Annotated in this window: 23 protein-coding genes; 13 read left to right on the forward strand and 10 right to left on the reverse strand. The window is 65.3% G+C overall.

Features of this window, described 5'->3' with window-relative positions:
* Window positions 1-4 precede the first annotated feature (4 nt).
* Together GM910_RS19995 and GM910_RS20000 are read right to left on the reverse strand one after the other, a co-directional pair.
* The gene (locus GM910_RS19995) at window positions 5-1,789 is read right to left on the reverse strand and encodes an ATP-binding protein (RefSeq protein ID WP_159590475.1); all 1,785 of its coding nucleotides are present in this window, start codon (window positions 1,787-1,789) and stop codon (window positions 5-7) included.
* Between the two features lie 204 nt (window positions 1,790-1,993).
* Complete coding sequence (locus tag GM910_RS20000) at window positions 1,994-2,557, reverse strand: GNAT family N-acetyltransferase (protein ID WP_159590477.1); 564 nt, start codon at window positions 2,555-2,557, stop codon at window positions 1,994-1,996.
* Window positions 2,558-2,877: 320 nt separating this feature from the next.
* Here GM910_RS20000 and GM910_RS20005 point away from each other — a divergent pair, with 320 nt between their 5' ends.
* The 4 genes from GM910_RS20005 (at window position 2,878) to GM910_RS20020 (ending at window position 7,248) form a co-directional block, all read left to right on the forward strand.
* Window positions 2,878-4,680, forward strand: coding sequence for an acetolactate synthase 3 large subunit (locus GM910_RS20005; protein WP_425482708.1), 1,803 nt, complete (start codon window positions 2,878-2,880; stop codon window positions 4,678-4,680).
* Between the two features lie 61 nt (window positions 4,681-4,741).
* Window positions 4,742-5,314: an acetolactate synthase small subunit gene (gene ilvN / locus GM910_RS20010; protein WP_159590479.1), complete on the forward strand. Its 573-nt coding sequence runs from the start codon at window positions 4,742-4,744 to the stop codon at window positions 5,312-5,314.
* A 140-nt stretch (window positions 5,315-5,454) separates the two neighbouring features.
* The gene (locus GM910_RS20015; RefSeq protein ID WP_159590481.1) at window positions 5,455-6,051 is read left to right on the forward strand and encodes a LysE family translocator; all 597 of its coding nucleotides are present in this window, start codon (window positions 5,455-5,457) and stop codon (window positions 6,049-6,051) included.
* 69 nt (window positions 6,052-6,120) lie between these two features.
* A complete protein-coding gene (locus GM910_RS20020) occupies window positions 6,121-7,248 on the forward strand; it encodes an ATP-dependent DNA helicase (RefSeq protein WP_159590483.1) in 1,128 nt (375 codons plus the stop codon).
* A gap of 70 nt (window positions 7,249-7,318) precedes the next feature.
* On the opposite strand, the gene GM910_RS20025 is transcribed toward GM910_RS20020, so the two are convergent.
* Window positions 7,319-7,726, reverse strand: a complete 408-nt coding sequence (locus GM910_RS20025; RefSeq protein ID WP_159590485.1) for a SpoIIAA family protein — start codon at window positions 7,724-7,726, stop codon at window positions 7,319-7,321.
* Window positions 7,727-7,868: 142 nt separating this feature from the next.
* Here GM910_RS20025 and GM910_RS20030 point away from each other — a divergent pair, with 142 nt between their 5' ends.
* Entirely contained in the window at window positions 7,869-8,624 is a 756-nt protein-coding gene (locus GM910_RS20030) for a pyridoxine 5'-phosphate synthase (protein WP_159590487.1), read from the forward strand.
* Between the two features lie 12 nt (window positions 8,625-8,636).
* Here GM910_RS20030 and GM910_RS20035 read toward each other — a convergent pair whose 3' ends face one another.
* Window positions 8,637-8,981, reverse strand: coding sequence for a DUF2147 domain-containing protein (locus GM910_RS20035; protein WP_159590489.1), 345 nt, complete (start codon window positions 8,979-8,981; stop codon window positions 8,637-8,639).
* A gap of 410 nt (window positions 8,982-9,391) precedes the next feature.
* Between GM910_RS20035 and GM910_RS20040 the strand changes: the two genes are divergently transcribed.
* Window positions 9,392-9,658, forward strand: a complete 267-nt coding sequence (locus GM910_RS20040) for a sel1 repeat family protein (RefSeq protein ID WP_159590491.1) — start codon at window positions 9,392-9,394, stop codon at window positions 9,656-9,658.
* Between the two features lie 109 nt (window positions 9,659-9,767).
* On the opposite strand, the gene GM910_RS20045 is transcribed toward GM910_RS20040, so the two are convergent.
* Complete coding sequence (locus tag GM910_RS20045) at window positions 9,768-11,723, reverse strand: acetyl/propionyl/methylcrotonyl-CoA carboxylase subunit alpha (RefSeq protein WP_159590493.1); 1,956 nt, start codon at window positions 11,721-11,723, stop codon at window positions 9,768-9,770.
* A 482-nt stretch (window positions 11,724-12,205) separates the two neighbouring features.
* Between GM910_RS20045 and GM910_RS20050 the strand changes: the two genes are divergently transcribed.
* A complete protein-coding gene (locus GM910_RS20050; RefSeq protein WP_246226235.1) occupies window positions 12,206-16,006 on the forward strand; it encodes a porin family protein in 3,801 nt (1,266 codons plus the stop codon).
* Window positions 16,007-16,075: 69 nt separating this feature from the next.
* Here GM910_RS20050 and GM910_RS20055 read toward each other — a convergent pair whose 3' ends face one another.
* Window positions 16,076-16,984, reverse strand: a complete 909-nt coding sequence (locus tag GM910_RS20055; RefSeq protein ID WP_159590495.1) for an ABC transporter substrate-binding protein — start codon at window positions 16,982-16,984, stop codon at window positions 16,076-16,078.
* A 103-nt stretch (window positions 16,985-17,087) separates the two neighbouring features.
* On the opposite strand from GM910_RS20055, the gene GM910_RS20060 reads away from it, so the two are divergent.
* The 6 genes from GM910_RS20060 to GM910_RS20085 all read left to right on the forward strand — a co-directional run bounded on the left by GM910_RS20060 (window position 17,088) and on the right by GM910_RS20085 (window position 22,600).
* Entirely contained in the window at window positions 17,088-18,071 is a 984-nt protein-coding gene (locus GM910_RS20060; RefSeq protein ID WP_159590497.1) for a FecCD family ABC transporter permease, read from the forward strand.
* Window positions 18,072-18,085: 14 nt separating this feature from the next.
* On the forward strand, window positions 18,086-19,114 hold the full coding sequence (locus GM910_RS20065; protein ID WP_159590499.1) for a FecCD family ABC transporter permease: 1,029 nt from the start codon (window positions 18,086-18,088) through the stop codon (window positions 19,112-19,114).
* Window positions 19,107-19,919, forward strand: a complete 813-nt coding sequence (locus GM910_RS20070; protein ID WP_159590501.1) for an ABC transporter ATP-binding protein — start codon at window positions 19,107-19,109, stop codon at window positions 19,917-19,919. Before GM910_RS20065 ends, GM910_RS20070 begins: the two co-directional genes overlap by 8 nt.
* A 757-nt stretch (window positions 19,920-20,676) precedes the next feature.
* On the forward strand, window positions 20,677-21,111 hold the full coding sequence (locus tag GM910_RS20075; protein WP_159590503.1) for a hypothetical protein: 435 nt from the start codon (window positions 20,677-20,679) through the stop codon (window positions 21,109-21,111).
* A 340-nt stretch (window positions 21,112-21,451) separates the two neighbouring features.
* Window positions 21,452-22,030 (forward strand): DUF922 domain-containing Zn-dependent protease, encoded by a 579-nt coding sequence (locus tag GM910_RS20080; RefSeq protein WP_159590531.1) that lies wholly within the window; start codon window positions 21,452-21,454, stop codon window positions 22,028-22,030.
* A gap of 309 nt (window positions 22,031-22,339) precedes the next feature.
* The gene (locus tag GM910_RS20085; protein ID WP_159590505.1) at window positions 22,340-22,600 is read left to right on the forward strand and encodes a helix-turn-helix domain-containing protein; all 261 of its coding nucleotides are present in this window, start codon (window positions 22,340-22,342) and stop codon (window positions 22,598-22,600) included.
* A 154-nt stretch (window positions 22,601-22,754) separates the two neighbouring features.
* On the opposite strand, the gene GM910_RS27410 is transcribed toward GM910_RS20085, so the two are convergent.
* The 4 genes from GM910_RS27410 to tnpA all read right to left on the reverse strand — a co-directional run bounded on the left by GM910_RS27410 (window position 22,755) and on the right by tnpA (window position 25,299).
* Entirely contained in the window at window positions 22,755-22,916 is a 162-nt protein-coding gene (locus GM910_RS27410) for a hypothetical protein (RefSeq protein WP_246226236.1), read from the reverse strand.
* A gap of 2 nt (window positions 22,917-22,918) precedes the next feature.
* Entirely contained in the window at window positions 22,919-24,529 is a 1,611-nt protein-coding gene (tnpC, locus tag GM910_RS20095; RefSeq protein WP_159590507.1) for an IS66 family transposase, read from the reverse strand.
* A gap of 63 nt (window positions 24,530-24,592) precedes the next feature.
* Window positions 24,593-24,940 (reverse strand): IS66 family insertion sequence element accessory protein TnpB, encoded by a 348-nt coding sequence (gene tnpB, locus GM910_RS20100; protein WP_159590509.1) that lies wholly within the window; start codon window positions 24,938-24,940, stop codon window positions 24,593-24,595.
* Complete coding sequence (tnpA, locus tag GM910_RS20105) at window positions 24,937-25,299, reverse strand: IS66-like element accessory protein TnpA (RefSeq protein ID WP_159590511.1); 363 nt, start codon at window positions 25,297-25,299, stop codon at window positions 24,937-24,939. Before tnpA ends, tnpB begins: the two co-directional genes overlap by 4 nt.
* Between the last annotated feature and the right edge of the window lie 98 nt (window positions 25,300-25,397).

A 25,397-nucleotide genomic window follows, 5' to 3' on the forward strand; every position in this document is an offset into this window, starting at 1 on the left:
CGCCCTACCGTGTGAAGCGGCTGCGAGGGGCGGCAATCCCTTCCTCGCCCGACACGTCGCGGACCGAGCCGAGGGAGCCGGCGGTGCCGGCTCCGAAGGTGCCGGAGGTCGTGCGGGTGCGCTTGCCGGAGTTGCGCATCTGCTCGACGATCCGCGCAAGGTCCACATCGTCGACCTGGCGGCCGTCGGATGCCGGCGCGGCGTCCCCGAGCTTGTCCTTGACCCCGGGCAGGCGTTCGTCGGGCAGTTTTTCGAACTTCATGCGCATGGTCGTTGCCACCCCGTCGCCGAAGGCGATCGCCTCCCGCTGGCCCATCGCCGACAGGAAGGCGAGCGTGGAGGCCGAGGAATCGGCGATTGCCGAGCGGATGATCGACTGGTCCTGCTCGTTGGCAAGCCGCATGGCGAACACGGTCGAACACTGCGAAAGCACCGTCGGGTCGAGATCGCCCGGCCGCTGCGTGACGACCCCCAGATAGCAGCCGTATTTGCGCCCCTCCTTGGCGATGCGCGACAGCGCATGGCGCGTCGGCGCGAAGCCGAGCCTGGGGTCGGCCGGCATGTAGCGGTGCGCCTCCTCGCACAAGACGAGAAGCTTCAGCCTGCCGTCGCTCCAAAGCGCCAGGTCGAAGGCGAGCCGCGCCAGGACGGAGCAGACCGAGTTCACCACCTCCGACGGCAGGCCGGCCATCTCGAAACAGGTCACCGGCCGGCCCTCGCTCGGAATGCGGAAGATACGGCCGACGGTCTCGTGGATGGAATCCTCGATCAGATGCGAGGAGAACATGAAGCGGTAGCGCGGGTCGTTCAGCGCCGCTTCGATGCGCGCGCGCAGCTGTCGATAGTAGGGGCGGTCGGTCTTCGTCTCCAGTTGCCCCATCCGCTCGTCGATCCCATGCACAAGATCGGCCATGCGGTAGGGCAGGGGCGTATCCGCGGTGATCCCGCTGTCCCCGCCGCGCTTGAGCACGCCGCCGCCGGAATTGCGGTAAAGATGCTTGGCGCCGGCGATCAGGTCGCGCAAAAGCTCCACTTCCTCCATCACCGGCTCGCGCCCGCGATAAAGCACCTCGACGAACTCCTCCAGCCGGAACAGCCAGAAGGGAAGGTCGAGCGAGCCGGTGTCGACGCGCACGCAGTGTTCGGGAAGGGCGGCGGCGAACTCGTTATGCGGGTCGAGAATGAGCACCCTCAAGTCCGGCCGCGCCTCGATCGTCTTGCGCAGGAGCAGCGAGACGGCGGTCGACTTGCCGACGCCCGTGGTGCCGACGAAGGCGAAATGGCGGCTGAGCGTCTCGTCCACCGCCAGGCAGGCATCGATGGCGTTGTCCTGCGAGAGCTGGCCGATGGTGACGGAGCGCCGGCCGCCGAGGTCGTAGATGGCGCGCAGGTCGCGCGCGCGGATGCGGTGGGCAAGCGCGCCGATGTGCGGATACTCGGTGATGCCGCGGTCGAAGATAGGCGCGCCGTCGCCGTCGCGCACCTCGCCGATCAGTTCGACGCACACCATGATGGGATTGCCCCCCTCGTCCTCCCAGCGCCGCTGCGGGCGCTCGATGGCGTAGATGAGGCCGACCGTGCGCGTGGTGCCGAGATTGATGGAGATCAGCTTGCCGACCGTCCAGGTGCCGGCGATGGTCGCCTCGTCCTTGCCGATGGTGGCGGCGATGACGGCGCGCGCCCCGTCGCACTGCACGACGTGGCCCAGCACGCGGGCGGCCGGCTGGCCCGCGGTCCGGCGCTCCCGCGATGTCGTTTCGCCCTGCATGGCATCGCCGTCGATATACATTCGCCCGCCCCATATGCCCTTGGATCGCGGCAAGCTACCGCGGCAAGGTTAAGGCCGGATGAGGGGGGATGGTTGAGGCGGGGTTAACCGGCGGCTTACCCTGATGGTCTGACCCAAACAGATGGTCCCCATCCGTTTGGAAAAGTCAGCCCACAAGCTGTTGATCCGGTGGGGCGATTTGCCCTGACAGATGGGTACCATCTGTCAGGATCGCACCACTTGGAGTGCCGGGTTCCGCTTTCGGTACACCACGTGTGGACGCAAGGGATGACCTTCGGCGATCCTGGGATGCCGATAGTCGTCCGTAGGGTCGTACACCATGCCGATCTTCTGCATCACCCGCTGGCTCGGAGCGTTCACCCGCGCTGTGAAGGCGACCACCTCGGGCAGGCCGATGGACCACGCGTAGTCGAGCCACGCTCGCGCCCCTTCCGGGGCGAGCCCCCGTCCCCAGAACGCCTTCCCGATCACCCAGCCGATCTCCACCCGCGGATGGCTGGGGATGGCAGCGCGTATGATGTCCGGAACATACCCCAGCCCGATCAGCCCGATGAATTCGCCGCTGTCCTTCATCTCGGCTGCCTGAAAATGAAACCCGTTGGCCCGCGCTCGCTCGATCGCCAGGTCGATGTCGGCGTCCGTCTCCTCGGGCGTCAGCACCTTGGGAAAGAAGCGCCGCACATGCGCATCGCCATGGATGGCGGCCATCGCCGCTCGGTCGCGATCCTCCCACGAGCGCAGTATGAGACGTTCGGTCGTCAGTTCCATTGAGCGCGATGTCTTCGGCTGGGTTTGGAGGGAAGCGCGTTGGTAAGTCTGCCCTTCTGGAAGGTCAACCCTGTCGCGCCTTCGCATCTTTCAGCGCTCGGCGATTGCGGCGCGCTTTATGCGTTGACACCGTGCATGGTTGCCCCTTATTGTCCGCGGTCATGATGATGACAGGCATTCTCGTAGTAGGAACGCACATGGGCAGGGCGGCGTAGCCGCCGGGCGACAGCCACTCATGTGCGAAATGAGGCTCCTCCGGGAGCCTTTTTTATTGGCCGAACGACAGAAAAGACGATGGATCGAGACGGGACACGAAAGCGATGAACGCACAAGCGCCGGCGCCCTTGGGGCAGGAAACGGGCATGCAGGAGATGACGGGCGCCGAGATGGTGGTGCAGGCGCTGAGGGATAACGGCGTCAAGCACATTTTCGGCTATCCGGGCGGCGCCGTGCTTCCGATCTACGATGAGCTTTTCCAGCAGGAAGAGGTGCAGCACATCCTGGTGCGCCACGAGCAGGGGGCAGGGCATGCCGCCGAGGGCTATGCCCGCTCGACGGGCAAGGCCGGCGTCATGCTGGTCACCTCCGGTCCCGGCGCCACCAACGCGGTCACCGCGCTGCAGGATGCGCTGATGGATTCCATTCCGCTGGTCTGCATCACCGGCCAGGTGCCGACGACGCTGATCGGCTCCGACGCCTTCCAGGAGTGCGATACGGTGGGCATCACCCGCCCCTGCACCAAGCACAACTGGCTGGTGCGCGACGTCAATCAGCTCGCGGCGGTCCTTCACGAGGCCTTCCATGTCGCCCAGACGGGGCGGCCGGGCCCTGTCGTGGTCGACATCCCCAAGGACGTCCAGTTTGCCAAGGGCACCTACACGCCGCCGCAGACCGCCCCGCGCACGAGCTACAACCCGCGCATCGAAGGCGACCAAGACAAGATCAAGGAGGCTATCGCGCTGATGGCCGCCGCCAGGCGCCCGGTCATCTATTCGGGCGGCGGCGTGGTCAACGCGGGGCCGGAGGCGAGCCATCTCTTGCGCGAGTTGGTGGATCTCACGGGCTTTCCCATCACCTCGACCCTGATGGGGCTCGGCGCCTATCCGGCCTCCGGCAAGAACTGGCTCGGCATGCTGGGAATGCACGGCACGTTCGAAGCCAACATGGCCATGCACGACTGCGACGTGATGGTGTGCATAGGCGCGCGCTTCGACGACCGCATCACCGGCCGCATCGACGCCTTCTCGCCCGATTCGAAGAAGATCCACATCGACATCGACCCCTCTTCGATCAACAAGAACGTGCATGTCGACATTCCCATCATCGGCGACGCCGGGCGGGTGCTCGAAGACATGGTGCGCCTGTGGCGGGCGAGCGCGCACGCGGACAAGGCGGCGCTGAAACCCTGGTGGGGTGAGATCGCCAAATGGCGGGCGCGCGATTCACTCGCCTATAAGCCAAACAACGATGTCATCATGCCGCAATACGCGGTCCAGCGGCTCTACGAGTTGACCAAGGACCGCGACGTCTACATCACCACCGAGGTCGGTCAGCACCAGATGTGGGCCGCGCAGCACTTCGGCTTCGAAAAGCCCAACCGCTGGATGACCTCGGGTGGGCTCGGCACCATGGGCTACGGCCTGCCGGCCGCGCTCGGCGTGCAGATCGCCCACCCGGACGCGCTCGTCATCGACATTGCCGGCGACGCCTCGGTGCTGATGACCATGCAGGAGATGAGCTCGGCCGTGCAGCATCGGGCGCCGATAAAGATCTTCATCCTCAACAACCAGTACATGGGCATGGTGCGCCAGTGGCAGCAGCTCTTGCACGGCAACCGGCTGTCGCATTCCTACACGGAGGCTCTGCCCGACTTCGTCAAGCTGGCGGAGGCCTATGGCTGCAAGGGCATACGCTGCGAGAAGCCGGGCGACCTCGACGGGGCCATCAAGGAGATGATCGAGACCGACCAGCCGGTGATCTTCGACTGCCGGGTGGCGAACCTTGCCAACTGCTTTCCCATGATCCCCTCGGGCAAGGCGCACAACGAGATGCTTCTGCCGGATGAGGCGACCGACGAGGCGGTGGCCAATGCCATCGACGCCAAGGGCAGGGCGCTGGTCTAGTGGTCTGACCCAAACGGATGGATACCATCTGTCACCGATCGTTGAAAAAGAGAACAAACGCATGAACGCCCAGCTCAAGCCGACAGGCTCCGCCTATTTCATCACCAAGGAAACCGAGACGGACGAAAAGCGGACGCTTGCCGTGCTGGTCGACAACGAGCCGGGCGTTCTGGCCCGTGTCATCGGCCTTTTCTCCGGCCGCGGCTACAATATCGACAGCCTCACCGTCTCCGAAACCGAGCACGAGCGGCACCTCTCGCGCATCACCATCGTCACCCGCGGCACGCCGCATGTTCTGGAACAGATCAAGCACCAGCTCGAGCGCATCGTGCCGGTGCACCGGGTGGTGGACCTGACATCCACCGCTTATGAGCGGGGCCATGACCGCCCGCTGGAGCGCGAATTGGCCATGGTGAAGGTCAGCGGCAAGGGCGACGACCGGGTGGAAGCGCTGAGGCTCGCCGACGCCTTCCGCGCCCAGGTGATTGACGCCAACACCGAGCATTTCATCTTCGAGATCACCGGCCGCGTGTCGAAGATCGAGCAGTTCATCTCCATCATGAAGCCGCTCGGCCTCGTTGAAGTCTGCCGCACGGGCGTGGCGGCGATGAACCGTGGGCCGGAGGGGATGTAAGCCTTCCAAATGGCGGATCGAGGTTGAGTTGCGCTTTTGCAGGTCGGCTGAGCCAGTCACCCGCGAATACTGGCCCTTGGATATCGCGAATTAGGTCAATATCATTGACCTAATTCGATTCCTCCGAACGGAGCGGAGCCATGTCGCCCGACGTCTTTATCGCCCTCCTGGTGTTTTCCTTCGTTTCCTCGGTCACACCGGGGCCGAACAACTTCATGCTTCTCGCCTCCGGCGTGAATTTCGGGTTCGTGCGGACGATTCCGCACATGTTCGGCATTGCCGTCGGATTCTGCTCGCTCCTGCTTGCGGTGGGTTTCGGCCTTGGGTCGCTGCTGACCGCCTATCCGCAATTGAGCTTCGCTCTGAAGATCCTGGGTGGTGCCTATCTGCTCTACCTGGCCTGGAGGATCGCGATGTCGCGGGCGCTGGGGCAAGGAGACGAAAGCGGCGCGAAGCCGATGAGTTTCATGCAGGCCGCAGCCTTCCAGTGGGTCAATCCCAAGGCCTGGGTCATGGCGGTCACGGCCATGGCCGTCTACACCAACCCGCAGGCGCCGTTCATTTCCGTCCTCCTGGTGGCGCTTGCCTTCACGCTCGTCAATTTTCCAAGTGTCTCCGTCTGGGCCGGTTTCGGGGTTGCGCTGCGCGGCTTTCTCGCCGATCCCGTGCGGCTCAAATGGTTTAATATCGCGATGGGCGTGGCGCTCGCCGCGACCCTGTGGCCCATGTTGAGATAATCACTACGGCCTAGCAGGAACTGCGCAGGCGGCCCTGTTCAGGCTGGCCAGAATCTGGTTTCTGGGCCTATGGAGTTTTCGCCGCAACAGGACGAGGCGCTGAAGGCCGTATCGCGCTGGCTGAAGGATGGGCAGTCGCAGCTCTTCCGGCTGTTCGGCTATGCCGGCACGGGCAAGACCACGCTGGCGCGCTATTTCGCAGAGCATGTGGACGGCGGCGTGCAGTTTGCCGCCTTCACCGGCAAGGCGGCCCAGGTGCTGCGTTCCAAGGGTGCCGTGAACGCGCGCACCATCCATTCGCTCATCTATCGCCCGCGCGGCGAGGAGCAGGTGGAAGATGAGGCGACGGGCAAGACCTCCATGTCGCCCACCTTCTCGCTCAACCGGCAAAGCCCGGTCTCGCGCGCCAAGCTCGTCGTCATCGACGAATGCTCCATGGTGGACGAGGAACTGGGCCGCGATCTCATGTCCTTCGGCACGCCCATCCTGGTTCTGGGTGACCCCGGCCAGCTTCCGCCCATCTCAGGCGGCGGCTTCTTCACCGAGCACGAGCCGGACTATCTCCTGACCGAGATCCACCGCCAGGCGCGCGACAACCCCATCATCCGCCTGGCGCTCGACGTGCGCGAGGGCCGGGAGTTCATGTATGGCGACTACGGCACCGCGAAGGTGATCTCGAAAGCCGACGTGAACAGCGACCTGGTGCTTTCCGCCGACCAGGTGCTCGTCGGCATCAACCGCACGCGGCGGCGCTACAACCAGCGACTGCGCGAGCTGAAGGGTTTCGAGGGGCTCCTCCCGCAGGCGGGCGACAAGCTGGTGTGCCTGAGGAACGACCCCAACAAGGGGCTTTTGAACGGCTCGCTGTGGAAAGTCATGACGGCCTCGCGCGAGACGGTGAAGCCGGGCATCAATCTGCTGGTCTCGCCCGAGGAGGATGATCCGGACCGCGGCGTGGCCAAGATCAAGCTCCTGAAAGGGGCGTTCGAGGACCCGGAATCCGAAATCCCCTGGCAAACGAAGAAGCGCTACGACGATTTCGACTTCGGCTACGCGCTCACGGTGCACAAGGCGCAGGGCTCCCAATGGGACGATGTCGTGCTGTTCGATGAGAGCTTCGCCTTCCGCGACACCCGCCAGCGCTGGCTCTACACGGCGATCACGCGCGCCGCGGAGCGGCTGACGGTGGTGCGCTAAAGCGTCCTTTGAATCTACGCATCGTGCTTTCCGAAAACCGATTCCGGTTTTCGGGCCGATGCGGTAGGGCTCAAGCCGGGCCGGGAAGCGGGTTGGCGTCGATCCACGCCCACGCCGCATCCATCTCCGTGGCCTCGAAGTGCTTCATCTCCACGGAGAAGAGCGGGCGGAAGAGCGCGACCGCGGTGCCGACCCAGCCCGGCCCGCCGACCACGGCGCACTTGCGGATGTGCTCGAACGCGCGGGTCTTGCCGAACATGCCCCGATCCTTCCAGGCCGCGCTCCAGTCGAAGCCCTCGTAATCGCGGATGGTGACGATCAGGTCGATCCGCTCGTGCAGTTCATAGGCGCCTTCCAACAGGCCGTACATGTTCTCCACGTCGGCGGCTGTGATATGGCCGGTGATCTCGAAGGCATAAGCGTCCTCGCGGTCGGTATCGATGCGGCGCACATGGGGCGGCGTCTCGTTGATCAGCATCGCATCGTCTCCTGGACGAGCGCTCATCGGCGCCCGCGGGTCGTTCGCCTGTCCCTCCCGACAACCGCAATTGGCCCTGTCAGTTCCGCCGAAAGCCGGTATAGGGGTGGAGAGAAAAGCTCTCCATGCAACGGGATTCGCCATGCCGGCCAAGCTCTCCGTCAATCTTAACGCGATCGCCATGCTGCGCAACCGGCGCGATCTGCCGTGGCCGAGCGTGACAGGACTTGGCCGCATCGCGCTTGCCGCCGGCGCCCACGGGCTGACCGTGCACCCGCGGCCCGACCAGCGCCACATCCGCTTTTCCGACGTGCCGGAAATCCGGGCTCTCATCGACGACGAGTTTCCCGATCGGGAGTTCAACATCGAAGGCTATCCCACGGAGGAATTTCTGGAACTGGTTCTGGAAACTGAACCGGACCAAGTGACACTGGTGCCCGACGATCCCGAGCAGGCCACTTCCGATCACGGATGGAACTTCAAGCGGAATGTCGATCTCCTGAGACCGATGGTCGGCCGGCTCAAGCAGCGCGGCATGCGCGTCTCGCTCTTCAGCGATCCTGATGCCGACGAGGCGGCGCTTGTAGCCGCCAAGGCAACGGGGGCCAACCGCATCGAGCTTTACACAGGCCCTTACGGCGCCACATACGATGATCCGAAGAAGGCCGCCAAGGAACTGGAAAAGCTTGGGAAAACGGCAGACGTGGCGGCCGCGCTCGGCCTCGGCGTCAATGCAGGGCACGATCTTACCGTCGCCAACCTGCCCGCGCTCGCCGATCGCATCCCGGCGCTGGCGGAAGTCTCCATCGGGCACAGCCTGACTGCCGACGCGCTGGAGTTCGGCATGGCCGAGACGGTGCGGCGGTTCTTGAGGGCCTGCGGGGCGGGGAGGGGGTGATCCCCCTCAACCCTACATCCGCGACCAGGATTCGTTGCGGCAGATAAGGCCGCCGAGCACGCAGCCGCCCATGGTGAAGACATTGCCCTCCAGGCTCCCTTTGCCCTTATAGGTCTTGTCCTTGTTCGGATCCGTCACCGTGCCCGCATAGTTGCCCTCGCCCTGCGGTTCGAAGCGGCCGATCTGCTTGCCGGCGTGCGGACCGGTCTTCAGCGTGATGCAGAAGGCGCCGCCACAGGCGGAAATCTCCGCCGTGTTGCCCGAGCCGGTCTTCCATCTCCCCTCGATCGGATCGGCCAACGCCGGCCCCACCGCGGCAAGAATTGCCGCCCCCGCAAAGAACATCCTGCGTACCATGTCTTTTCCTCCCTGACGCTGGCGGACCTCTGGTTCCGCCAGTTACGCGAACGTAAGCGTAATGCATTCCGCGCGTCTGCGGAAGATGCCGAAAACACGCTTCCACGGGTCTCATGGGGAAGCGGAGACGGCGATGTTTTTCCAGCACGCCTTCTCGGATGGTTAGGAAAGGGTTGTCGCGTCGGTTACATTTTTTCGCGGCCGCGCGGCCGAAAGTCTTGCGCCTCAGGCATTCCTATCCTTAACGGAATCCAGCCCTTTACCGAATGTTTGAACTTTGTTTTCTGCAAATTAATCAAGCTGTTTAACGGCGATTTCAATCCTCGCCGCCATCCTCGGGACTTATCGCAGCACCGCCTCGGAAAAGAGAAGGCGGGCGGCTCTCAGGGTGTAAAACGGGGATTTGTGAAATGGCACGTTACGATTTTCAGGGAACAGGATCAGCCACTGCGGGCGGCAGCGCCCAGCCGGACGTTCTGCTCCAGCTCGGCATGATGTATGCGACCGGTCGCGACTGCGACATGGACCTTGTGGCCGCACACAAATGGCTCAACATCGCCGCCATCAAGGGATCGGAGCGCGCCGCCGAGATGCGCTCGGAGCTGGCGGCCAACATGTCGAAAGCCGACATCGCCCGAGCCCTGCGCGAGGCGCGCGAATGGATGACGATGCAGTGAGGTGAGGGGAAGTGAATAGTGAATAGAGAATAGCGAGTAGCGGCGCGACCCGTGGACCCTTCACTACTCACTACTCACTACTCACTATTCACTATTCACTATTCACTACTCACTCCTCAAACCGCACCAGCACCGCCCCATCGTTCACCTGCGTGCCCTCGGCGGCGATTTCGGCGATGACGCCGTCATGGGGGGCGGCGATGGTATGCTCCATCTTCATGGCCTCGAGGACAAGCAGCGGCTGGCCCTTTTTCACCGGCTTCTTCGCCGCCGCCCGCACCAGTTTGACGAGCCCCGGCATCGGCGCGCGCAGGCTGTCGCCCCCGACGGCCGCCTCCTCGGCAAGCGCCAGCGGGTCGTGCAGGCGGAATGTATGGCTGTCGGCGCCGTCGAAGAGCGTCACATGGCCCGGCCATGAAGCGAGCCGCCGGCTTGCGCCCGCCATGAGCACCACCGTTTCCTCCGCCCCGTCCGGCCCTTTGAGCTGCACGGCGAAGCGCCCGTCGCCGAGCCCGGAGATGGCATAGGTCACCGCGCGTTCGCCATGATGGATCGTGCTGGGATGCACCGGCGGGTGGAAGTGGCCGTAGGCCTGGATCGCCTCGAAGGGCTCGGGCGCCTCGGGCCGGTGGACAGCGCCGGAGGCTGCAAGCGCCGCCTCGGCGATGGCCCTGGTGTCCGGCTCCGCGGTGCGTGTCAGCGCTTCCTGCCGCCGCTCGATGAGCCCCGTGTCGACATCGCCGGATGCAAACGCCTCATCGCGCGCCAGCCGCGCCAGGAAGGCCGTGTTCACGGTTGAGCCGGCGATCTCCGTCTCCTCCAGCGCCGCGGCGAGCGCGGAAAGCGCGCTTGCGCGGTCGCCCGCATGCACCACCAGCTTGGCGATCATCGGGTCGTAATGAGGGGAGATGGCATCGCCCTCGCGCACGCCCGTGTCGACGCGCAGGCTCGCCCCCGCGACACGTGCCGGAAAGCGCAGATGATGCAGCGTGCCGGTGGCCGGCAGGAAGCCGCGCTGGGCATCCTCGGCGTAGATCCGGGCCTCGACGGCATGGCCGGCAAGGGCGATCGCGGCTTGCGCGCGGGGCAGGGCCTCTCCGGCCGCCACGCGCAACTGCCACTCCACCAGGTCGATGCCCGTCGTCATCTCCGTCACCGGATGCTCGACCTGCAGCCGCGTGTTCATCTCCATGAACCAGAAGCGGTCGGGCCTGAGCCCTTTCGATGCATCGACGATGAACTCGACCGTGCCGGCCCCGCTGTAGCCGATCGCCCGCGCCGCCTTCACCGCCGCGTCCGTCACCGCCAAGCGCATGGCATTGGTCATGCCCGGCGCGGGCGCCTCCTCGATCACCTTCTGGTGGCGGCGCTGGGCCGAGCAGTCGCGCTCGTAAAGATGCACGACATTGCCGTGCCGGTCGCCGAATACCTGTACCTCGATGTGGCGCGGCTTCTCGATCAGCTTTTCCACAAGCACGCGCCCGTCGCCGAAGGCGGCCTTCGCCTCTCGTTTGGCCGCGGCCAGCGCCTCGGCGAACTTCTCCGGCTCGTCGACGCGCCGCATGCCCTTGCCGCCGCCGCCGGCGCGCGCCTTGATGAGCACGGGATAGCCGATCTCGCGCGCCTTGCCGGCCAGAACCACGAGTTCCTGCGCCTCGCCGTGATAACCGGGCACCACCGGCACGCCGGCCTTCTCCATCAGCCGCTTGGCCGCGTCCTTCAGCCCCATGGCGCGGATGGCCTTGGCAGACGGCCCGATGAAGACGAGCCCCGCCGCCTCCACGGCCTCCGCGAAATCCGGGTTCTCCGACAGGAAACCGTAGCCCGGATGGATCGCCTCGGCTCCGCGCGCCTTGGCCGCCGCGATAATACGCGCACCGTCGAGATAGCTCTCCGCCGCTGGAGCCGGGCCGATCGCAACGGCCTCGTCGGCCATGGCGACGTGCAGCGCCCCGGCGTCCGCATCCGAATAGACAGCCACCGTGGGTATGCCCAGACGACGCGCCGTCTCCATCACACGCACGGCGATTTCGCCGCGATTGGCGATGAGGATCTTTCCGAACATCCAACCTCCCGGATCGTCTCCGCTTCGGGCAACGCGTAAGGGCGATGCCGCTGCCCTTATAGCCCGCCCGGGGGCCTCGCGCCACGCTCCCTCCTCCGGGCGCACGCGTGTGGTGGCCAGCCGGGGTGCAGGAGGTGCTTACGGTGGATAGATGGTAAACATAAGGGTGAGTTAAACGCGCCGCCGGCCTGTGTCGACATCACTGCCAGCCGCAAGCGCGCGCCCGAGAAGGGCAAGTGGCGTTTACCGTATCCCTACCCGATAGCAACTGACCGAATCATATCCCGCCTTTCTATACGTAGAGCGGTGCTGCCACACCACATGTGTAAACCGAGCCGCCACAGCCAAGGATCAAGAACCGGCACAAGAGAGGGTTGGCGCTCAGGTTCGCTAGTTGCTGCCGTCGGCCGCCCATTGGCCGCAACATAAAAAGCGGCCGCTGCTGCCGGATCGAACCTGAAACCAGCATTAGAGACACCGGAATGAGACCGACCATCAACACGAGCAAGAACAGCGGGTACCACATCATGACTTATGCACGCGATCAATTTCTCCGAGCGACGAGTGCGATTGTCGCCGTCATGTTGGTGAGTCAGCCAAGTTTCGCCGCCGACTGGTTGGTGGACGACGAGAATGCCGCGGCGGCCACCGAGGGCATGGAGGCCGAGTGCGTCGAAGAGGATTGCCCCTCGATCATGCGCGGCAAGATGCTCGACCGCAGCGCCGTCGGACGCCTGCCCATCACGCCAAATCTCGAGCAGGAGTCCCTAGCCGATCAGATAGGTATCCCCTTCAAGATCAGTGTTGATGGTCAGGTCGTCGACGAGTCCGGAGCGATCCAGGACGGGGGTGCCTTCGGCGTCGATCCCATGGCCCGGCCCGTCGAACGGCAGCGCAAGACGGATGTCGATCTGAGCGCGGTGGATATCCAGCTCAAGTTCGACGGGCTCGACCAGAAGCCGCTCCTGAACGTGTCGACGGTGCCCGTCAGCCACACATTCAAGGCCGGTGAGGCCATCACCTTCGTTTCCACCACCAACTACCCGGCCTTCATCGGCCGGGCGGAAATCCGCATCTTCCGCCAGGGACCCAACCCCTCGAAGAAGCCGATCGACATCATCCCCACGCAGCCAAACAGCCTGGCCGATTGGGTCATGCCGACCGGCGGCGCCGGCGAATACAGCTACGTGCTGCGCGTCTATGACGAGGAGGGGCGGTTCGACGAGACGGTGCCGCTGATGATCGCCCGCACCGACAGCGACCTGCAGCGGGATTCCGGCGACGCGGTGGCGCCGGGCCTGGCGGAGGATCGCACCGCCTTCCGCAACATTCCCATTCACGGCGGCGCCGTCACCGTCTACGGTCGCAACGTGCCGGAGGGCTACGGCATCCACGTGTTCAACGAGCCCATCCCGATCGATCCCAAGGGCGCCTTCGTCACCCAGCGCATCCTGCCGCCGGGCGACCATGTGGTGGACATCGCCGTCGACGGCCCGATGAAGGCCGGCGGCCTCTATTTCAGCCGGGATGTCAACATCCCCGACAACGAGTGGTTCTACGTGGCTCTGGCCGATTTCACCGTCGGCAAGCGGACCGGCGATCCCGGCATCGAGGACGTGCGCACCGACGAGTACGACAAGTACTACAAGAAGGGTCGGCTGGCCTTCTACCTGAAGGGCAAGATCAAAGGAAAATTTCTTCTGACTGCCGCCGCCGACACCGGCGAAAACAATATCAAGAGCCTGTTCAACCACATGGGCGCCAAGGACGCGCAGGAGCTTTTGCGCCGCATCGATCCGGACAAGTACTACCCGGTCTACGGCGACGATTCGACCTCGGTCGAGGATGCGCCTACGCAGGGCAAGTTCTATGTGCGCCTGGAGCGTGGCGACAATCACATCATGTGGGGCAATTACAAGACCCGCATCGAGGGCTCGCGGTTCCTCTCCTCCGACCGCGGGCTCTACGGCGCCAACGCCGTTTACCGCTCGCAGGGCACGACCTCGTTCGGCGAGCGCAAGGGCAGGGCGGACCTTTATGCCGCCCTGCCGGACACGCTGCCCCAGCGTGACGAGTTCCTGGGCACCGGAGGCTCCGCCTATTTCCTCAAGCGCCAGGACATCACCATCGGCTCCGAGACGATTTCGGTGGAGACGCGTGACGGGGTGACGGGCCGCCTCGTAGAGCGGCGCTTTCTGAAGGAAGGCGAGGACTACACCTTCGACTATCTGCAGGGCGTCATCATCCTGAAACGCCCCCTGTCATCGAGCGCGCTGGGCCTGGGCCCGGTGCGCGACGGCGCACTCGGCGAGAGCAATCAGTATCTCATCGTTCAATACGAATACGAGCCGAAAGCCGGCGATCTGGACGGCTATGTCTACGGCGGTCGCGTCCAGCGCTGGCTGGGCGACCGGCTGCGCATCGGCGTCACCGGCATGAACGAGAAGACCGGCGAAGCCGACCAGCAGGCCATCGGCGCCGATTTCCTGCTGCGCCGCTCCGACACCACCTATCTGGAAGCCGAGATCGCACAGTCGAAGGGCCCTGGCTTCGGTTCCACCTATTCGACCGACGGTGGTCTGACCATCGACGATAGATCAGCTTCCGGCGGCCGTTCGGCCAAGGCCTGGATGGTGGAAGGCCAAGCCGATCTTGCCGACTTCAACCGCTACGGCGTTGGCGGCAAGGTTGGCGCTTACTACGAGTCCAAGGATGCCAACTTCTCCACCATCACCGAGCAGATCACGCATGACCGCCGTACCTGGGGCGGGCACGTCTCCCTGCCGATCACGGGAGACGTCGATATCGGTGCTTCCTACGACGAACTGAGGGACGATGGCGGTCAAAACAAGCGCGACAGCGACATCACCATAAGCTGGCAGTTCGACAACTACTGGAAGGCGTCCTTCGGCGTTTCCTATACCAAGCTTTATTCGCCGCAGGCCGCCATGTCGGGAAAGAGGGGGTATGACGGCAAGCGCATGGACGCCGGCATCCGCGTCGATTACCGCCAGAACGCCGACTACCTTTATTACGGTTTCGCCCAATCGACGATGGAGCGTGACGGCGATATCTACAAGAATGACCGTTACGGCCTCGGCGCCCAGGTCAGATTGACCGAGAAGATCGGCGTCGAAGGCGAGGTCTCCCACGGCAACCGCGGCTTCGGCGGCCTTGCCAACCTTACCTACAGTCCGACGGTCGAGGACCACTACTACATCGGCTACCGCCTCGATCCGGACCGCTCCTTCGATCTCACCCGCAGCGACGTGCTCGATGGCGTGGATCGCGGCTCCATCGTCGGCGGCGTGCGCAAGCGCATTGACGACGTCACCTCCGCTTATGCGGAGAACAACTACGACCTGTTCGGTCGTCGCCGTTCGCTGGCGCAGACCTATGGTGTGGTCTACACGCCCGACGCCATGTGGACCGTGGACGGCGGCGTCGAGGTGGGCCGTGTGATGGACGACCGCATCGACCCCAAGACGGCGAAGGAGCGCTCCGATTTCGACCGCTATGCCGTCTCGCTCGCCGCCGGGTACAACGACGAGGAGTTGGGCTTGAAGGGCCGCATCCGTGGCGAAGCGCGCTTCGAGCGCTCCGACGACAAAACGCGCGACCGCAACACCTACCTGTTGTCGAGCGGCGGCACCTGGAGCCATCACGAGAGCGGCCGGTTGCTTGCCAGTGTCGATGCGGTGGTCTCCGACTCGGATGCCGGCGTCTTCTACGACGGTGACTACGTGGAGGCCTCGCTCGGTTATGCCTACAGGCCGGCTCTCGACGACCGCCTCAACGCGTTGGTCCGCTACACCTTCCTTTACGATCTGCCGGGCAACGACCAGATATCGTCGTTGCTGTCCGGCAGTGCCACCAACGGGCCGCTGCAACGCAGTCACATCGTCTCGGCGGATGTGACTTACGACGTTCTGCCCTGGCTATCGATCGGCGGCAAGTACGGCGCCCGCTTCGGCCAGATCCGCTATCGCAACAGCGATTCCAAGACGCTCGACGACGACTGGCAGGATTCGATTGCACATCTGGGCATATTGCGTACCGATCTTCACATCGTGAAGGAATGGGATGCACTCCTGGAAGGCCGTGCCTTCTTCACGCCCGATGTCAATACCGTCGACTACGGCCTGCTTGCCGCCCTTTACCGGCATGTCGGCAACAACTTCAAGGTCGGCGCCGGCTACAATTTTGGCCGCTTCTCCGACGACCTGCGCGACCTCACCTTGGACGACCGTGGGCCGTTCCTGAACGTTGTCGGCAAGTTCTGACAACACCTTGGCGGGGGGATGGCGGCGCCGCCTTCTTCCCTCCCCATTCGTGGGGAGGGAAGAAAAGCCTCAATCCGCCACACCGTAAATGCGGGCGATGTCGTCGAGCATGAGGTGGGCAGCGACGATCCCACCGGCGGTATTCCAGATCACGTCGTCAACGGCGTGCACCTTGCCGGCCTTCACCACATCCAGGCTCTGCCAGAGCGGATCGCCCAGAACCTCCCGCGTCGCCTTCTCGCCTTCGCCATCACCCGTCTCATAGGTAAAATGGAACAGCCGGTCGCCCTCCATGTCGGGGATGCTCTCCTTGCCGACGCGGAGCGCGAATTCGTCGACGTCCTGGTTGGACGGCCGGCGGAAGCCGATCTGATCGAGGATGAAGCCTGAAAAGCTGTCCTTCTGGTAGATGCGGATCTGGCCCGCCATCATGCGCACGATGCTGATGCGCTCTTGCGTCTTGTCGCCCAGATTCTCGCGCAGTTCGGCCACATGGGCGTCGAAGGCCTCGAGCTGCCGCGCGCCTTCCTCCGCCTTGCCGACTGCCTCCGCGTAAAGCACGAAGTTCTCGCGCCAGTCGCCGCGCAGCCGCTCCGAGAAGACGGTTGGCGCAATGGCGGAAAGATGCGGGTAGATCGCCTCGTGGCGCATCTTGTTGCCGAGGATGAGGTCGGGCTGAAGCGCCGCCACGAGTTCCAGGTTGACCGCGCTTTCCTTGCCCACCGGCGCAGCCTCTCCCATCAGTTCCTTGATGTGCGGATACCATGGGTCGCCCGTCCACGAGTTCGCCGCCCCTACCGGCTGGATGCCGAGCGAAAGAAGCGCCTCGGTCCCCTCGTTGGTCAAAACGACGATGCGCTTCGGTTCGTCCGGCACCTTCGTCGTTCCCATCGCGTGGGTGATATCGGCGGCTTGCGCGGCGGCTGCGGTGTAAAGGAGGGCCACCGCCGCCAGCACCGGTTTCATGAGCTTGTACATCGCTTCTTCCCCTTCGAGAACGGTCGGCCGGTGATGCAAATACTGACTGGCGGAGTCAAGTTAGAAGTTGACTTTGCAAATCATCTTATGAAAACGACCACCCATGACACGCTCGACCCTCGCGCTCCTTCTCGCGCTGCCGCTTCTGGCCCTTGCCAGCCTGCACCTCGGCGTTCGCTTCACGCAGCCGGGCGAGGTGTGGCGTGCGTTGACGCAGGGCGGAACGGACCAGGCGGCGCTGATCGTCACCACGCTGCGCCTGCCGCGCACGCTGATCGCCGTCGCCGTGGGGGCGGGGTTGGCGCTGTCGGGGCTCTTGATGCAGACGGTGACGCGCAACGCGCTGGCCGAGCCGGGGCTGATGGGGGTGAACGCGGGCGGGGCGTTCGCCGCCGTTCTTCTGGTCACGTTCACCGGCGAGCAGCTCATGCTGCCGGTCATGCTTGCCGCCTGCGGCGGCGCCATGCTTGCTGCCGCAACCGTCTACGGCGTTGCGCGCCTCGGCGGCGGGGCCGCGCCGCTGCATCTCCTCCTGGCGGGCTTCGTCATCGCCGCGCTTTTGATGTCGGGGACGCAGATTGTGCTTGTCTCGCAGGAGCGCTCGATGGAGGAGCTTCTGTTCTGGCTTTCCGGCTCCTTCACCTATGGGCAATTGTGGACGGTCGTGCCGGCCGCCGCCGTCATCTCCGCGATCGCCCTCCTCAGCCTCTTCTTTGCACGGTCCCTCGACGTTTTGACGGCCGACGACGCCACTGCGGCGGCGCTGGGCCTGCCGGTGGCGGCGGCGCGCAGCACGGCGGTTGCAGGCGCAGCGCTTCTTGCCGGCGTCTGCGTCGCCATTGCCGGGCCGGTGGCCTTTGTCGGCCTCGCCGCGCCGCATGTGGCACGGCGCATGGGCGCGCGCGGGCATGTGGCGCTGATCCCGGTTTCGATGCTCGCGGGCGCCGCTCTGGCGCTTTTGGCGGATATTCTTTCGCGCTTTGTCGTCTATCCGACAGAGGCTCCGGTCGGCTCCGTGCTTGCCATCATCGGCGTGCCCGTGCTTCTGGCGCTCCTGCGCCGCCGGCCGCGGCTTGCGGCGGCATGACGGCGGTGGCGGCAATGGAGATACCGCGCGCGCCGGCCCATGGCCGGGCGGGCAGGCTCGCGGCACTTCTCCTCTTCCTCGGCGCGGCGGCGGTGACCGGCGTTGCCCTCGGCAGCTCCTCGATGCCGCTCGACCGGCTTTTGCCGGCGCTCGTGGGGCAGGGGGCGGAGACGGACCGGCTGATCGTCTGGGGGCTGAGGGCCCCGCGCGTTTTGCTTTCCGCCCTTGCCGGCATGGCGCTGGCGCTCGCCGGCCTCCTCCTCCAGCGCGCCACGCGCAACCCGCTTGCCGCGCCCGCCGTTCTCGGCATCTCCGACGGCGCGGCGCTCGGCGCGGTGGGCTTTCTCTTCCTTTTCAGCGACGCCGCCAATGCGCTCACCGTCGGCATCTACTGGCAGCCGGTGGCAGCAAGCTGCGGGGCGGCGGTCTTCGCCGTGCTGGTGGCCGTCCTGGCGCGCGGCGCCGGCGGCGGCCCGGTGGGCCTGGTACTGCACGGCTTCGCGCTGGGCGCGCTTGCCAAGGCGGGCGTGACGCTTCTGATGATCGCCGGCCCGGTCTACCGGGCGAGCCAGGCCTCCATCTGGCTTGCCGGCTCCGTCCACGAGGCGCGGTGGAGCGATGTCGCGGTGCTGGCAAGCCTGATGGCGCTGGTCCTGCCGGTGCTCCTCGTTCTCACGGCCCACATGGACCAGCTCCTCCTCGACGACCACAGCGCCGAAGCCTCGGGCCTGCCCGTCAGGCGCACGCAGGCGCTTTTGATGGCGCTTGCCGTGGTGCTGACGGCCTCTGCCGTCTCCTTCGTCGGCGCCATCGGCTTCGTCGGCCTGGTGGCGCCCCATGCCGCGCGCCTTCTCGTCGGCGCCCGCGCCCTGCCGGCGATCGCCGCCAGCGCGCTCGTCGGCGCGGCGATGGTGGTCATGGCCGATATCCTCGTGCGGCTCGCCTTCGCGCCGCTCGAGGTGCCGACGGGGGCGGCGACCGCGCTCATCGGCGCTCCCTATTTCCTCTTCATCCTTTTCAGGACGGGCCGCGCCCATGCATGACCGGTCACGCAGCAACGAGGAGGCCCTTAAGCTCAGCGCCGCCGCCGCCGGCTATGACGAGCGGCTGGTCTTTTCCGATCTCGATCTTTCCGTCGCCCGCGGCCGGGTGACCGCGCTCTGCGGGCCGAACGGCTGCGGCAAGTCGACCGTGCTCAAGGCCATGCGCGCCATGCTGCCGCTGCGCGAGGGCGGCGTGTTCCTCGACGGAAAGCCGCTCTCCGGCTGGGCGCCGAAGGCGCTGGCGCGCGAGATCGCCATGCTGAGCCAGAGCCCGAGCGCGCCGGACGAGATGACCGTCGCCGACCTCGTCAACCTCGGCCGCTATGCCCACCGCCGCGGGCTTGCACGAAAGGGGACCGCCGACCGCGAGGCGGTTGCGGCCGCCCTTGCCGCCACCGACCTTCCCGACCTTGCCCACCGCCCCATCGGCACGCTGTCGGGCGGGCAGATGCAGCGCGTGTGGATTGCCATGGTGATCGCCCAGGCGGCCCCGGTGATCCTGCTCGACGAGCCGACAAACCACCTCGACATCGCCCACGCGCTCGACACGCTGTCGCTGGTGCGGCGCTTGAGCCACGAGGAGGGCAAGACGGTGGTGGTGGTGCTGCATGATTTGAACCTTGCTGCGCGTTTTGCCGACGACATCGTCTTCCTGAAGGAGGGCCGCGTGGCCGCCGCCGGCCCGGTCGCCCGCATCTTCCATGCGCAAAGCATCGCCGAGGTGTTCGGCATCCACTGCCGCGTGCTCTTAGACGAGGAGACGGGGCGGCCCTTCTGTATCCCGCTTGCGGCAAGGGGCGGGTAGGCGCGCGTTCCATCGTTGCCACGCCCGCTTTCGCGTCTGGCCACTGAGTAAGGTGGGAAGCGGGGCGCGTTGTCCGTGCCACTCTATTTATTTTTAAGGCGCGAAAAACGCGCCCCGCCGGCCGCTGTCCCGACATTCGACCTCCAGGTACCGTTCCTGGAGGGGGAGGCTGCCGCCGCCCTCCCCGTGTCCCCGGTCCGGACCAAGGTTCCCGTGAGGGCGATGGGGAGGATTGTAAGGGCGGGCTGGGCAGGGGGTGTAATTTCCCGCGAAAAAAGTTGGAGAAATTATTCGGAAGCGAGTGAAAACAATGGGTTGGCGGGGAAGAAAGGTTCTTTGTCGCCACATTTTATCCCCGCGCAGGGGAGGCATCGCCGGTAGGCGCCCTTCGCGCCCCCCTCTGTCCTGCCGGACATCTCCCCCACGAGGGGGGAGATTGCGCTGGCCGCTTGCTCCGGCGCCTGTTCTGCAGCGCTGATGGCTGGCGAAAACCGCTGTGACAGCCAATCTCCCCCCCATGTGGGGGAGATGTCCGGCAGGACAGAGGGGGGCGCGAAGGGGCGCTGGATTATCCGTCACGCCTTGAACCGGAAGGGCTGCACGGTTCCTCCAAACGCGCCATCCCGGAAGGATAGGGGAGCAGCCGGCGTGGCCGAAACCGGAAAAGCGGGCGGCGGCGGTTCACAGGGCGGGGGCGATGCTATAGTCTCGAATTGTTACGAAGAGTTAAATAGCGTGACAAGCGAAAGGAAGAACAATGGCAGAATCCAGAAGCCTGTTTCAACGCTGGGAGGAATACCGTCCGTCGAAGGCCATGTGGCTCTGGTCGTGCGCGGGCTCGATCGTGCTGACCATGATCGTCGGGTTCACCGCGGGAGGATGGGTGACCGGCGGCACGGCCGAATCGATGGCGGCCGGCGCCAGGCAGGAGGCGCGCGAAGCGCTTGTGGCCTCCATTTGCGTCAGCCGGTTCGTCGCCGCTCCCGATGCGCGGCAGAACCTGCAGGCGCTGAAGGATGCAAGCTCCTGGCAGCGCGACGACCTCATCGACGAGGGCGGCTGGGCAACGCTCGATCTCTTGAAGGAACAGGTCTCCGGCGCGGCCGACCTTTGCGCCGAGCGGCTGGTGGCGATGGATCAGATCCCGTCGGCGGCCGAACCGGAAGCCGCCGAGGCGACCGTGGACGGCTGACGCCTTGCGCCTCTCCCGGCCTCCCTCGCGGGAGCCGGGGGCTTTCGCATGTGGTTTTTGTGCAGTTTGATCCCCACCCTCAATCCCTCCCCATCCTGAGCTTGCCGAAAGGGGGGAGGGAGGCAGGCCGAGCACGTCTTCGTCCCCCTCCCCCTTGAGGGGAGGGGTGGGGGGCCGGCGAAGCCGAACCAAAGACTCCATCCATGACAGCCTTGCCCGGAGCCGGGAGGCCCCGCGCGGCACCCGCATCCATTCGCACTTGACCCGCCGGCGCTTTGGCCTTTTCAGTTCGGACGCGGCACCGGACGAGGAGGAGGGGCGATTGAAGGCGGGATTGCGGATGGCGCTGGCGGCGGCCTTGCTCCTGCCCGTGCCGACGGCGGGGCAGGCCGGGTGGCGGGCGGTCGAGCGGGTGGAGACCTATGCGATCTCCGGCAAGACGGGCATCGCGCTCTACCGCTCGATCGGCGAAAACGGGCCGAAGGCCGGTATCGGCCGGGCCATCGCCTACACGGACTACAAGCTCACCTGGCGGCGCGATTACCGGCCGCAGGGCGGCGGCTGCGTGCTCGCCGCCGCCAGGCCCAATCTCGTCATCACCTACCGCCTGCCGAAGCCCGCCGGCGACCTGCCGGCCGCCACACGCCGGCTGTGGGAGCGGTTCATCGACGGGGTGGAGAAGCACGAGCGGGTGCACGGCGAGATCATCCTCGACATCACGAAGAAGATCGAGGCCCTGTCGGTGGGGCTGACCGTTGCCGACGACCCCGACTGCACCAAGACCCGCGCCGAACTGCAGCGACGGTTGCCGCCGCTCGCCGAGGAGCTGAAGCGGCGGAGCCGGGAGTTCGACCGGGTGGAGCTGAGTGAGGGCGGGAATGTGCACCAGTTGGTGCTGGGGTTGGTGAATGGGGAGTAGGTGTCGGCGCCGTTGCCCCCTCTCTTGCGATTTCTAAGACTTAGCTTCGCTAAACCCAAGAAATCGCTTTCTCCCCCACCAAGGGGGAGATAACGCCGGCATCGCCGTTTCCGCCAATCGCTGACGCTGGAAGTTGACGGAGGCGAATATGCAACGTGCCTATCTCCCCCTTGGTGGGGGAGAAAGCAAATTCTTGGGTTTGGCGGAGCCAAGCCTTAGAATTTGCAAGAGAGGGGGTGATCCGGTGCCGTACGCTCGACGCGTTCTGCGCATCGGGCTGCGTGGCGGCGCTCACTGATGGAGGCGAAGATGGCCGGTACGGTCACGATCACCTGCGAGGAATATACGAGGCTGCGCGAGGCCGCCGAGGACCTGGCCGACATCGAGGCCTACGACCGGGCGATGGCCGACCCCGGCGAAGCCATTCCCGCCGAATATGTACGCCGCATGGTGGACGGCGAAAGCCCGCTGCGCGTGTTCCGCGACTTGAGGGGCCTCACCCAGGCGGCCCTTGCCGAACGCTCCGGTGTGAACCGTAACCGGCCGATCAGGACCCAGGCTTGGGTTTAGCGGTCGCGGTCTGGGCGTCACGCGCCGCATCCTGTTTGTGGATTTCGACGAGAGTAACCGGCCGATCAGGACCCAGGCTTGGGTTTAGCGGTCGCGGTCTGGGCGTCACGCGCCGCATCCTGTTTGTGGATTTCGACGAGCTGGCGCAGGTTCTCTATTCCGAAGTCTGTGAAGGCGGCGTGTGTTCGTCGCCGACGCCGTGGACGCCCATGAAGCCGTCTTCGGGTTCCATTTCGATGCTGATCTCGTGCAGCCAGTCTTCGCCCAGGAGCTCGGCGACATAGGCGAGCGTGAAGACATGAGCGACGGCAGCCATCGTCAGGCCGCCTGATCCTGAGGGACGGCCCGCGCCTTCCAGTTCCAGGGAAGCAGTTCATCGAGCCGGCTGACGATGTGGTCGTTGATGCGGGCGAGCACATCGGCAAGATAGTCCTGCGGGTTGAGGCCGGACAGCTTCGCCGTCTCGATGATGGTCATTGCGTCGGCGATGATCTCGCCCCCGGCATCGGAACCGGCGAAGAGAAAGTTCTTTCTTCCGATGCAAACGGGGCGAATGGCGCGCTCGGCAACATTGTTGTCGATGGCAACACGGCCGTCATCGAGGAACAAGGTAAAGGCATGCCAGCGGTTGAGCGCGTAGCGCATCGCCTTGGCAAGGTCTCCTTTGCCGGGGATGCGAAGGAGCTCCGCCTCGCACCAGGCGCGGAAGGCCTCGGCGCGCATCCGGCTTTCGTTCTGACGAACGGCAAGCCGCTGCACCGCCGACGTCCCGGTGATCCGCCGCTCGATGTCATAGAGGGCGCCGATCCGATCGAGCGCTTCCTTGGCGACCGGCGAATTGGTCGCCTTCCACACGTCGTGGAAATCCCTGCGAAGGTGCGCCCAACAGGCTGCCTCGCGCACACGCACGGCTCCTGTCGCGTCCGGTTTGTAGAGTTCCTTGAAGCCGGCATAGGCATCGGCCTGTAGAATGCCCTTGAAGTCGGCGAGGTGGCCCTGCGGGTGCTCGCCCTTCCGGTCCGGCGAGAACCAGTAAGCGGCAGCCGGCGGATCATCGCCGCCCCAGGGACGATCATCGCGCACATAGACCCAGATCCGGCCTTCCTTGACGCCGCGCGCCTTGCCCTTGAGGCGCTGTTTGGGATCGAGGACCTTGATGGGCGTGTCGTCGCCGTGCAGGCGGTTCGAGCCCATCACCTCGGCCTTGATCAGCGCGCTTAGCGGGCGCAACACGGCGACGGCCTGGCCGCACCAGTCGATCAGCGTCGAGCGCGGGATGTCGGCACCATGGCGGGCAAAGATCTCACTCTGCCGGTACAAGGGCAGATGATCGTCGAACTTCGAGACCAGGATGTGCGCAAGCAGGCCGGGTCCGGCCATGCCGCGCGGGATCGGCCGCGCCGGCGCGGCCGGCTGCACCATCGTCTCACAATGGCGACAGGACTTCTTCAGGCGCGCCGTCTCCACCACCTTCAGTTTTGCGGCGATGAAGTCGAGGATCTCGGTGACGTCCTCGCCGACCAGGCGCAGCGGTCCGCCGCACTCGAAACACGTGTCGCCCGGATCAAGGACGATACGCTCGCGCGGCGTTGTCTCCGACACCCGCGGCTTGCCGCGACGCCGGCGCGACCGGGACGGCACCTCTTCAGTCTCGTTGTCTTCGGGCTCCGGCGCGGTATCGGCCGCAGCCATGGCAATCTCCAGGTCTTCGAGCGCAAGTTCCAGCTGCTCGATCTCGCGCTCGATCTTCTCCGAGATCGACCCGAACTTCTGCCTCTTCAACCGTGCAATGCGGATCTTCAGGGCTTGGATGAGCGCCTCATAGGCGCGCTCGGCGGCGGCAAGCCGGGCTATCTCTTCGTGCTGGGCGACGATGATCGCCTTCAGCGCAGAGGGGTCATCAGGAAGTGATTCGAGGCCGGCTGCCATGCAGAAAGGCTAGCAGAAAGTGCCCGCAATGCACAGCATTATCCATTGGAATCAATGAGATAATTAGACCACCCGAGCCGGCGGCGCGCTCCATGCCGGCCGTCGCCAATCGATGCCTTCCCATAGCATGGCCATTTGCGCCGCCGTCAGCCGCGCCGTGCCATCTGCCGGCGATGGCCACGGAAAACGGCCCTTCTCGAGGACCTTGTAATAGAGGCAAAAGCCCTGCCCATCCCAGGTCAAAAGCTTGATCCGGTCACCTCTGCGCCCGCGAAACGCAAACACCGCCCCCGACGCCGGGTTGTGCCGCAGAACCTCCTGGGTCAGCGCAGCAAGCCCACCTATCCCCTTGCGCATATCGGTCTGCCCACAGGCGAGGTAGACACGAACCCCAGTCCCCAGCCCGATCATGCCCCCTCCGCAATCCGGATGACGCGTGCCAGCAAAGCGTCGGGGATATCACCCGCCACGCGCACAGTGCGGCCGTTGCGAAGCCCGATCTCCAGCCGCCGATCGCCCGAGCTGCCCAATGCCCGGACTTCGCCACCATGAAGTTCGACAGGCAGGAAATATGGCGCTTCCTCTGCACCCGTCCTGCGCCGCCGCAAGTCCCGGCGCCACTGATAGATTTGCTGGCGGGTGATGTCGTGCCGGCGCGCAACGTCCGCAACCGTTGCACCGTCCACCCCGACTTCTGACAGAATCTGAAGCTTCTGCTCGGTCGGCCAGCGCCGCCGCCGCTCCACGCCGATCAAAACCTCTTGCCGCATCGCTCACCTCCTTAACGACGTCAATAACGACGTCGTTAACGACCTGAACTTACCGGTTCACACCACCTCTCATAAGGCGGTCCTATTCGGCCGGTTAC

It is taken from the genome of Chelativorans xinjiangensis, assembly GCF_009812055.1.
Lineage (GTDB): Bacteria > Pseudomonadota > Alphaproteobacteria > Rhizobiales > Rhizobiaceae > Chelativorans > Chelativorans xinjiangense.

Bases quoted from the DNA above. Each gene is read 5' to 3' on its own strand.
- GM910_RS19995 (WP_159590475.1), bottom strand. From the start codon at position 1,789: ATGTATATCGACGGCGATGCCATGCAGGGCGAAACGACATCGCGGGAG.
- GM910_RS20000 (WP_159590477.1), bottom strand. From the start codon at position 2,557: ATGGAACTGACGACCGAACGTCTCATACTGCGCTCGTGGGAGGATCGC.
- GM910_RS20005 (WP_425482708.1), top strand. From the start codon at position 2,878: ATGAACGCACAAGCGCCGGCGCCCTTGGGGCAGGAAACGGGCATGCAG.
- ilvN (WP_159590479.1), top strand. From the start codon at position 4,742: ATGAACGCCCAGCTCAAGCCGACAGGCTCCGCCTATTTCATCACCAAG.
- GM910_RS20015 (WP_159590481.1), top strand. From the start codon at position 5,455: ATGTCGCCCGACGTCTTTATCGCCCTCCTGGTGTTTTCCTTCGTTTCC.
- GM910_RS20020 (WP_159590483.1), top strand. From the start codon at position 6,121: ATGGAGTTTTCGCCGCAACAGGACGAGGCGCTGAAGGCCGTATCGCGC.
- GM910_RS20025 (WP_159590485.1), bottom strand. From the start codon at position 7,726: ATGCTGATCAACGAGACGCCGCCCCATGTGCGCCGCATCGATACCGAC.
- GM910_RS20030 (WP_159590487.1), top strand. From the start codon at position 7,869: ATGCCGGCCAAGCTCTCCGTCAATCTTAACGCGATCGCCATGCTGCGC.
- GM910_RS20035 (WP_159590489.1), bottom strand. From the start codon at position 8,981: ATGGTACGCAGGATGTTCTTTGCGGGGGCGGCAATTCTTGCCGCGGTG.
- GM910_RS20040 (WP_159590491.1), top strand. From the start codon at position 9,392: ATGGCACGTTACGATTTTCAGGGAACAGGATCAGCCACTGCGGGCGGC.
- GM910_RS20045 (WP_159590493.1), bottom strand. From the start codon at position 11,723: ATGTTCGGAAAGATCCTCATCGCCAATCGCGGCGAAATCGCCGTGCGT.
- GM910_RS20050 (WP_246226235.1), top strand. From the start codon at position 12,206: ATGAGACCGACCATCAACACGAGCAAGAACAGCGGGTACCACATCATG.
- GM910_RS20055 (WP_159590495.1), bottom strand. From the start codon at position 16,984: ATGTACAAGCTCATGAAACCGGTGCTGGCGGCGGTGGCCCTCCTTTAC.
- GM910_RS20060 (WP_159590497.1), top strand. From the start codon at position 17,088: ATGACACGCTCGACCCTCGCGCTCCTTCTCGCGCTGCCGCTTCTGGCC.
- GM910_RS20065 (WP_159590499.1), top strand. From the start codon at position 18,086: ATGGAGATACCGCGCGCGCCGGCCCATGGCCGGGCGGGCAGGCTCGCG.
- GM910_RS20070 (WP_159590501.1), top strand. From the start codon at position 19,107: ATGCATGACCGGTCACGCAGCAACGAGGAGGCCCTTAAGCTCAGCGCC.
- GM910_RS20075 (WP_159590503.1), top strand. From the start codon at position 20,677: ATGGCAGAATCCAGAAGCCTGTTTCAACGCTGGGAGGAATACCGTCCG.
- GM910_RS20080 (WP_159590531.1), top strand. From the start codon at position 21,452: ATGGCGCTGGCGGCGGCCTTGCTCCTGCCCGTGCCGACGGCGGGGCAG.
- GM910_RS20085 (WP_159590505.1), top strand. From the start codon at position 22,340: ATGGCCGGTACGGTCACGATCACCTGCGAGGAATATACGAGGCTGCGC.
- GM910_RS27410 (WP_246226236.1), bottom strand. From the start codon at position 22,916: ATGGCTGCCGTCGCTCATGTCTTCACGCTCGCCTATGTCGCCGAGCTC.
- tnpC (WP_159590507.1), bottom strand. From the start codon at position 24,529: ATGGCAGCCGGCCTCGAATCACTTCCTGATGACCCCTCTGCGCTGAAG.
- tnpB (WP_159590509.1), bottom strand. From the start codon at position 24,940: ATGATCGGGCTGGGGACTGGGGTTCGTGTCTACCTCGCCTGTGGGCAG.
- tnpA (WP_159590511.1), bottom strand. From the start codon at position 25,299: ATGCGGCAAGAGGTTTTGATCGGCGTGGAGCGGCGGCGGCGCTGGCCG.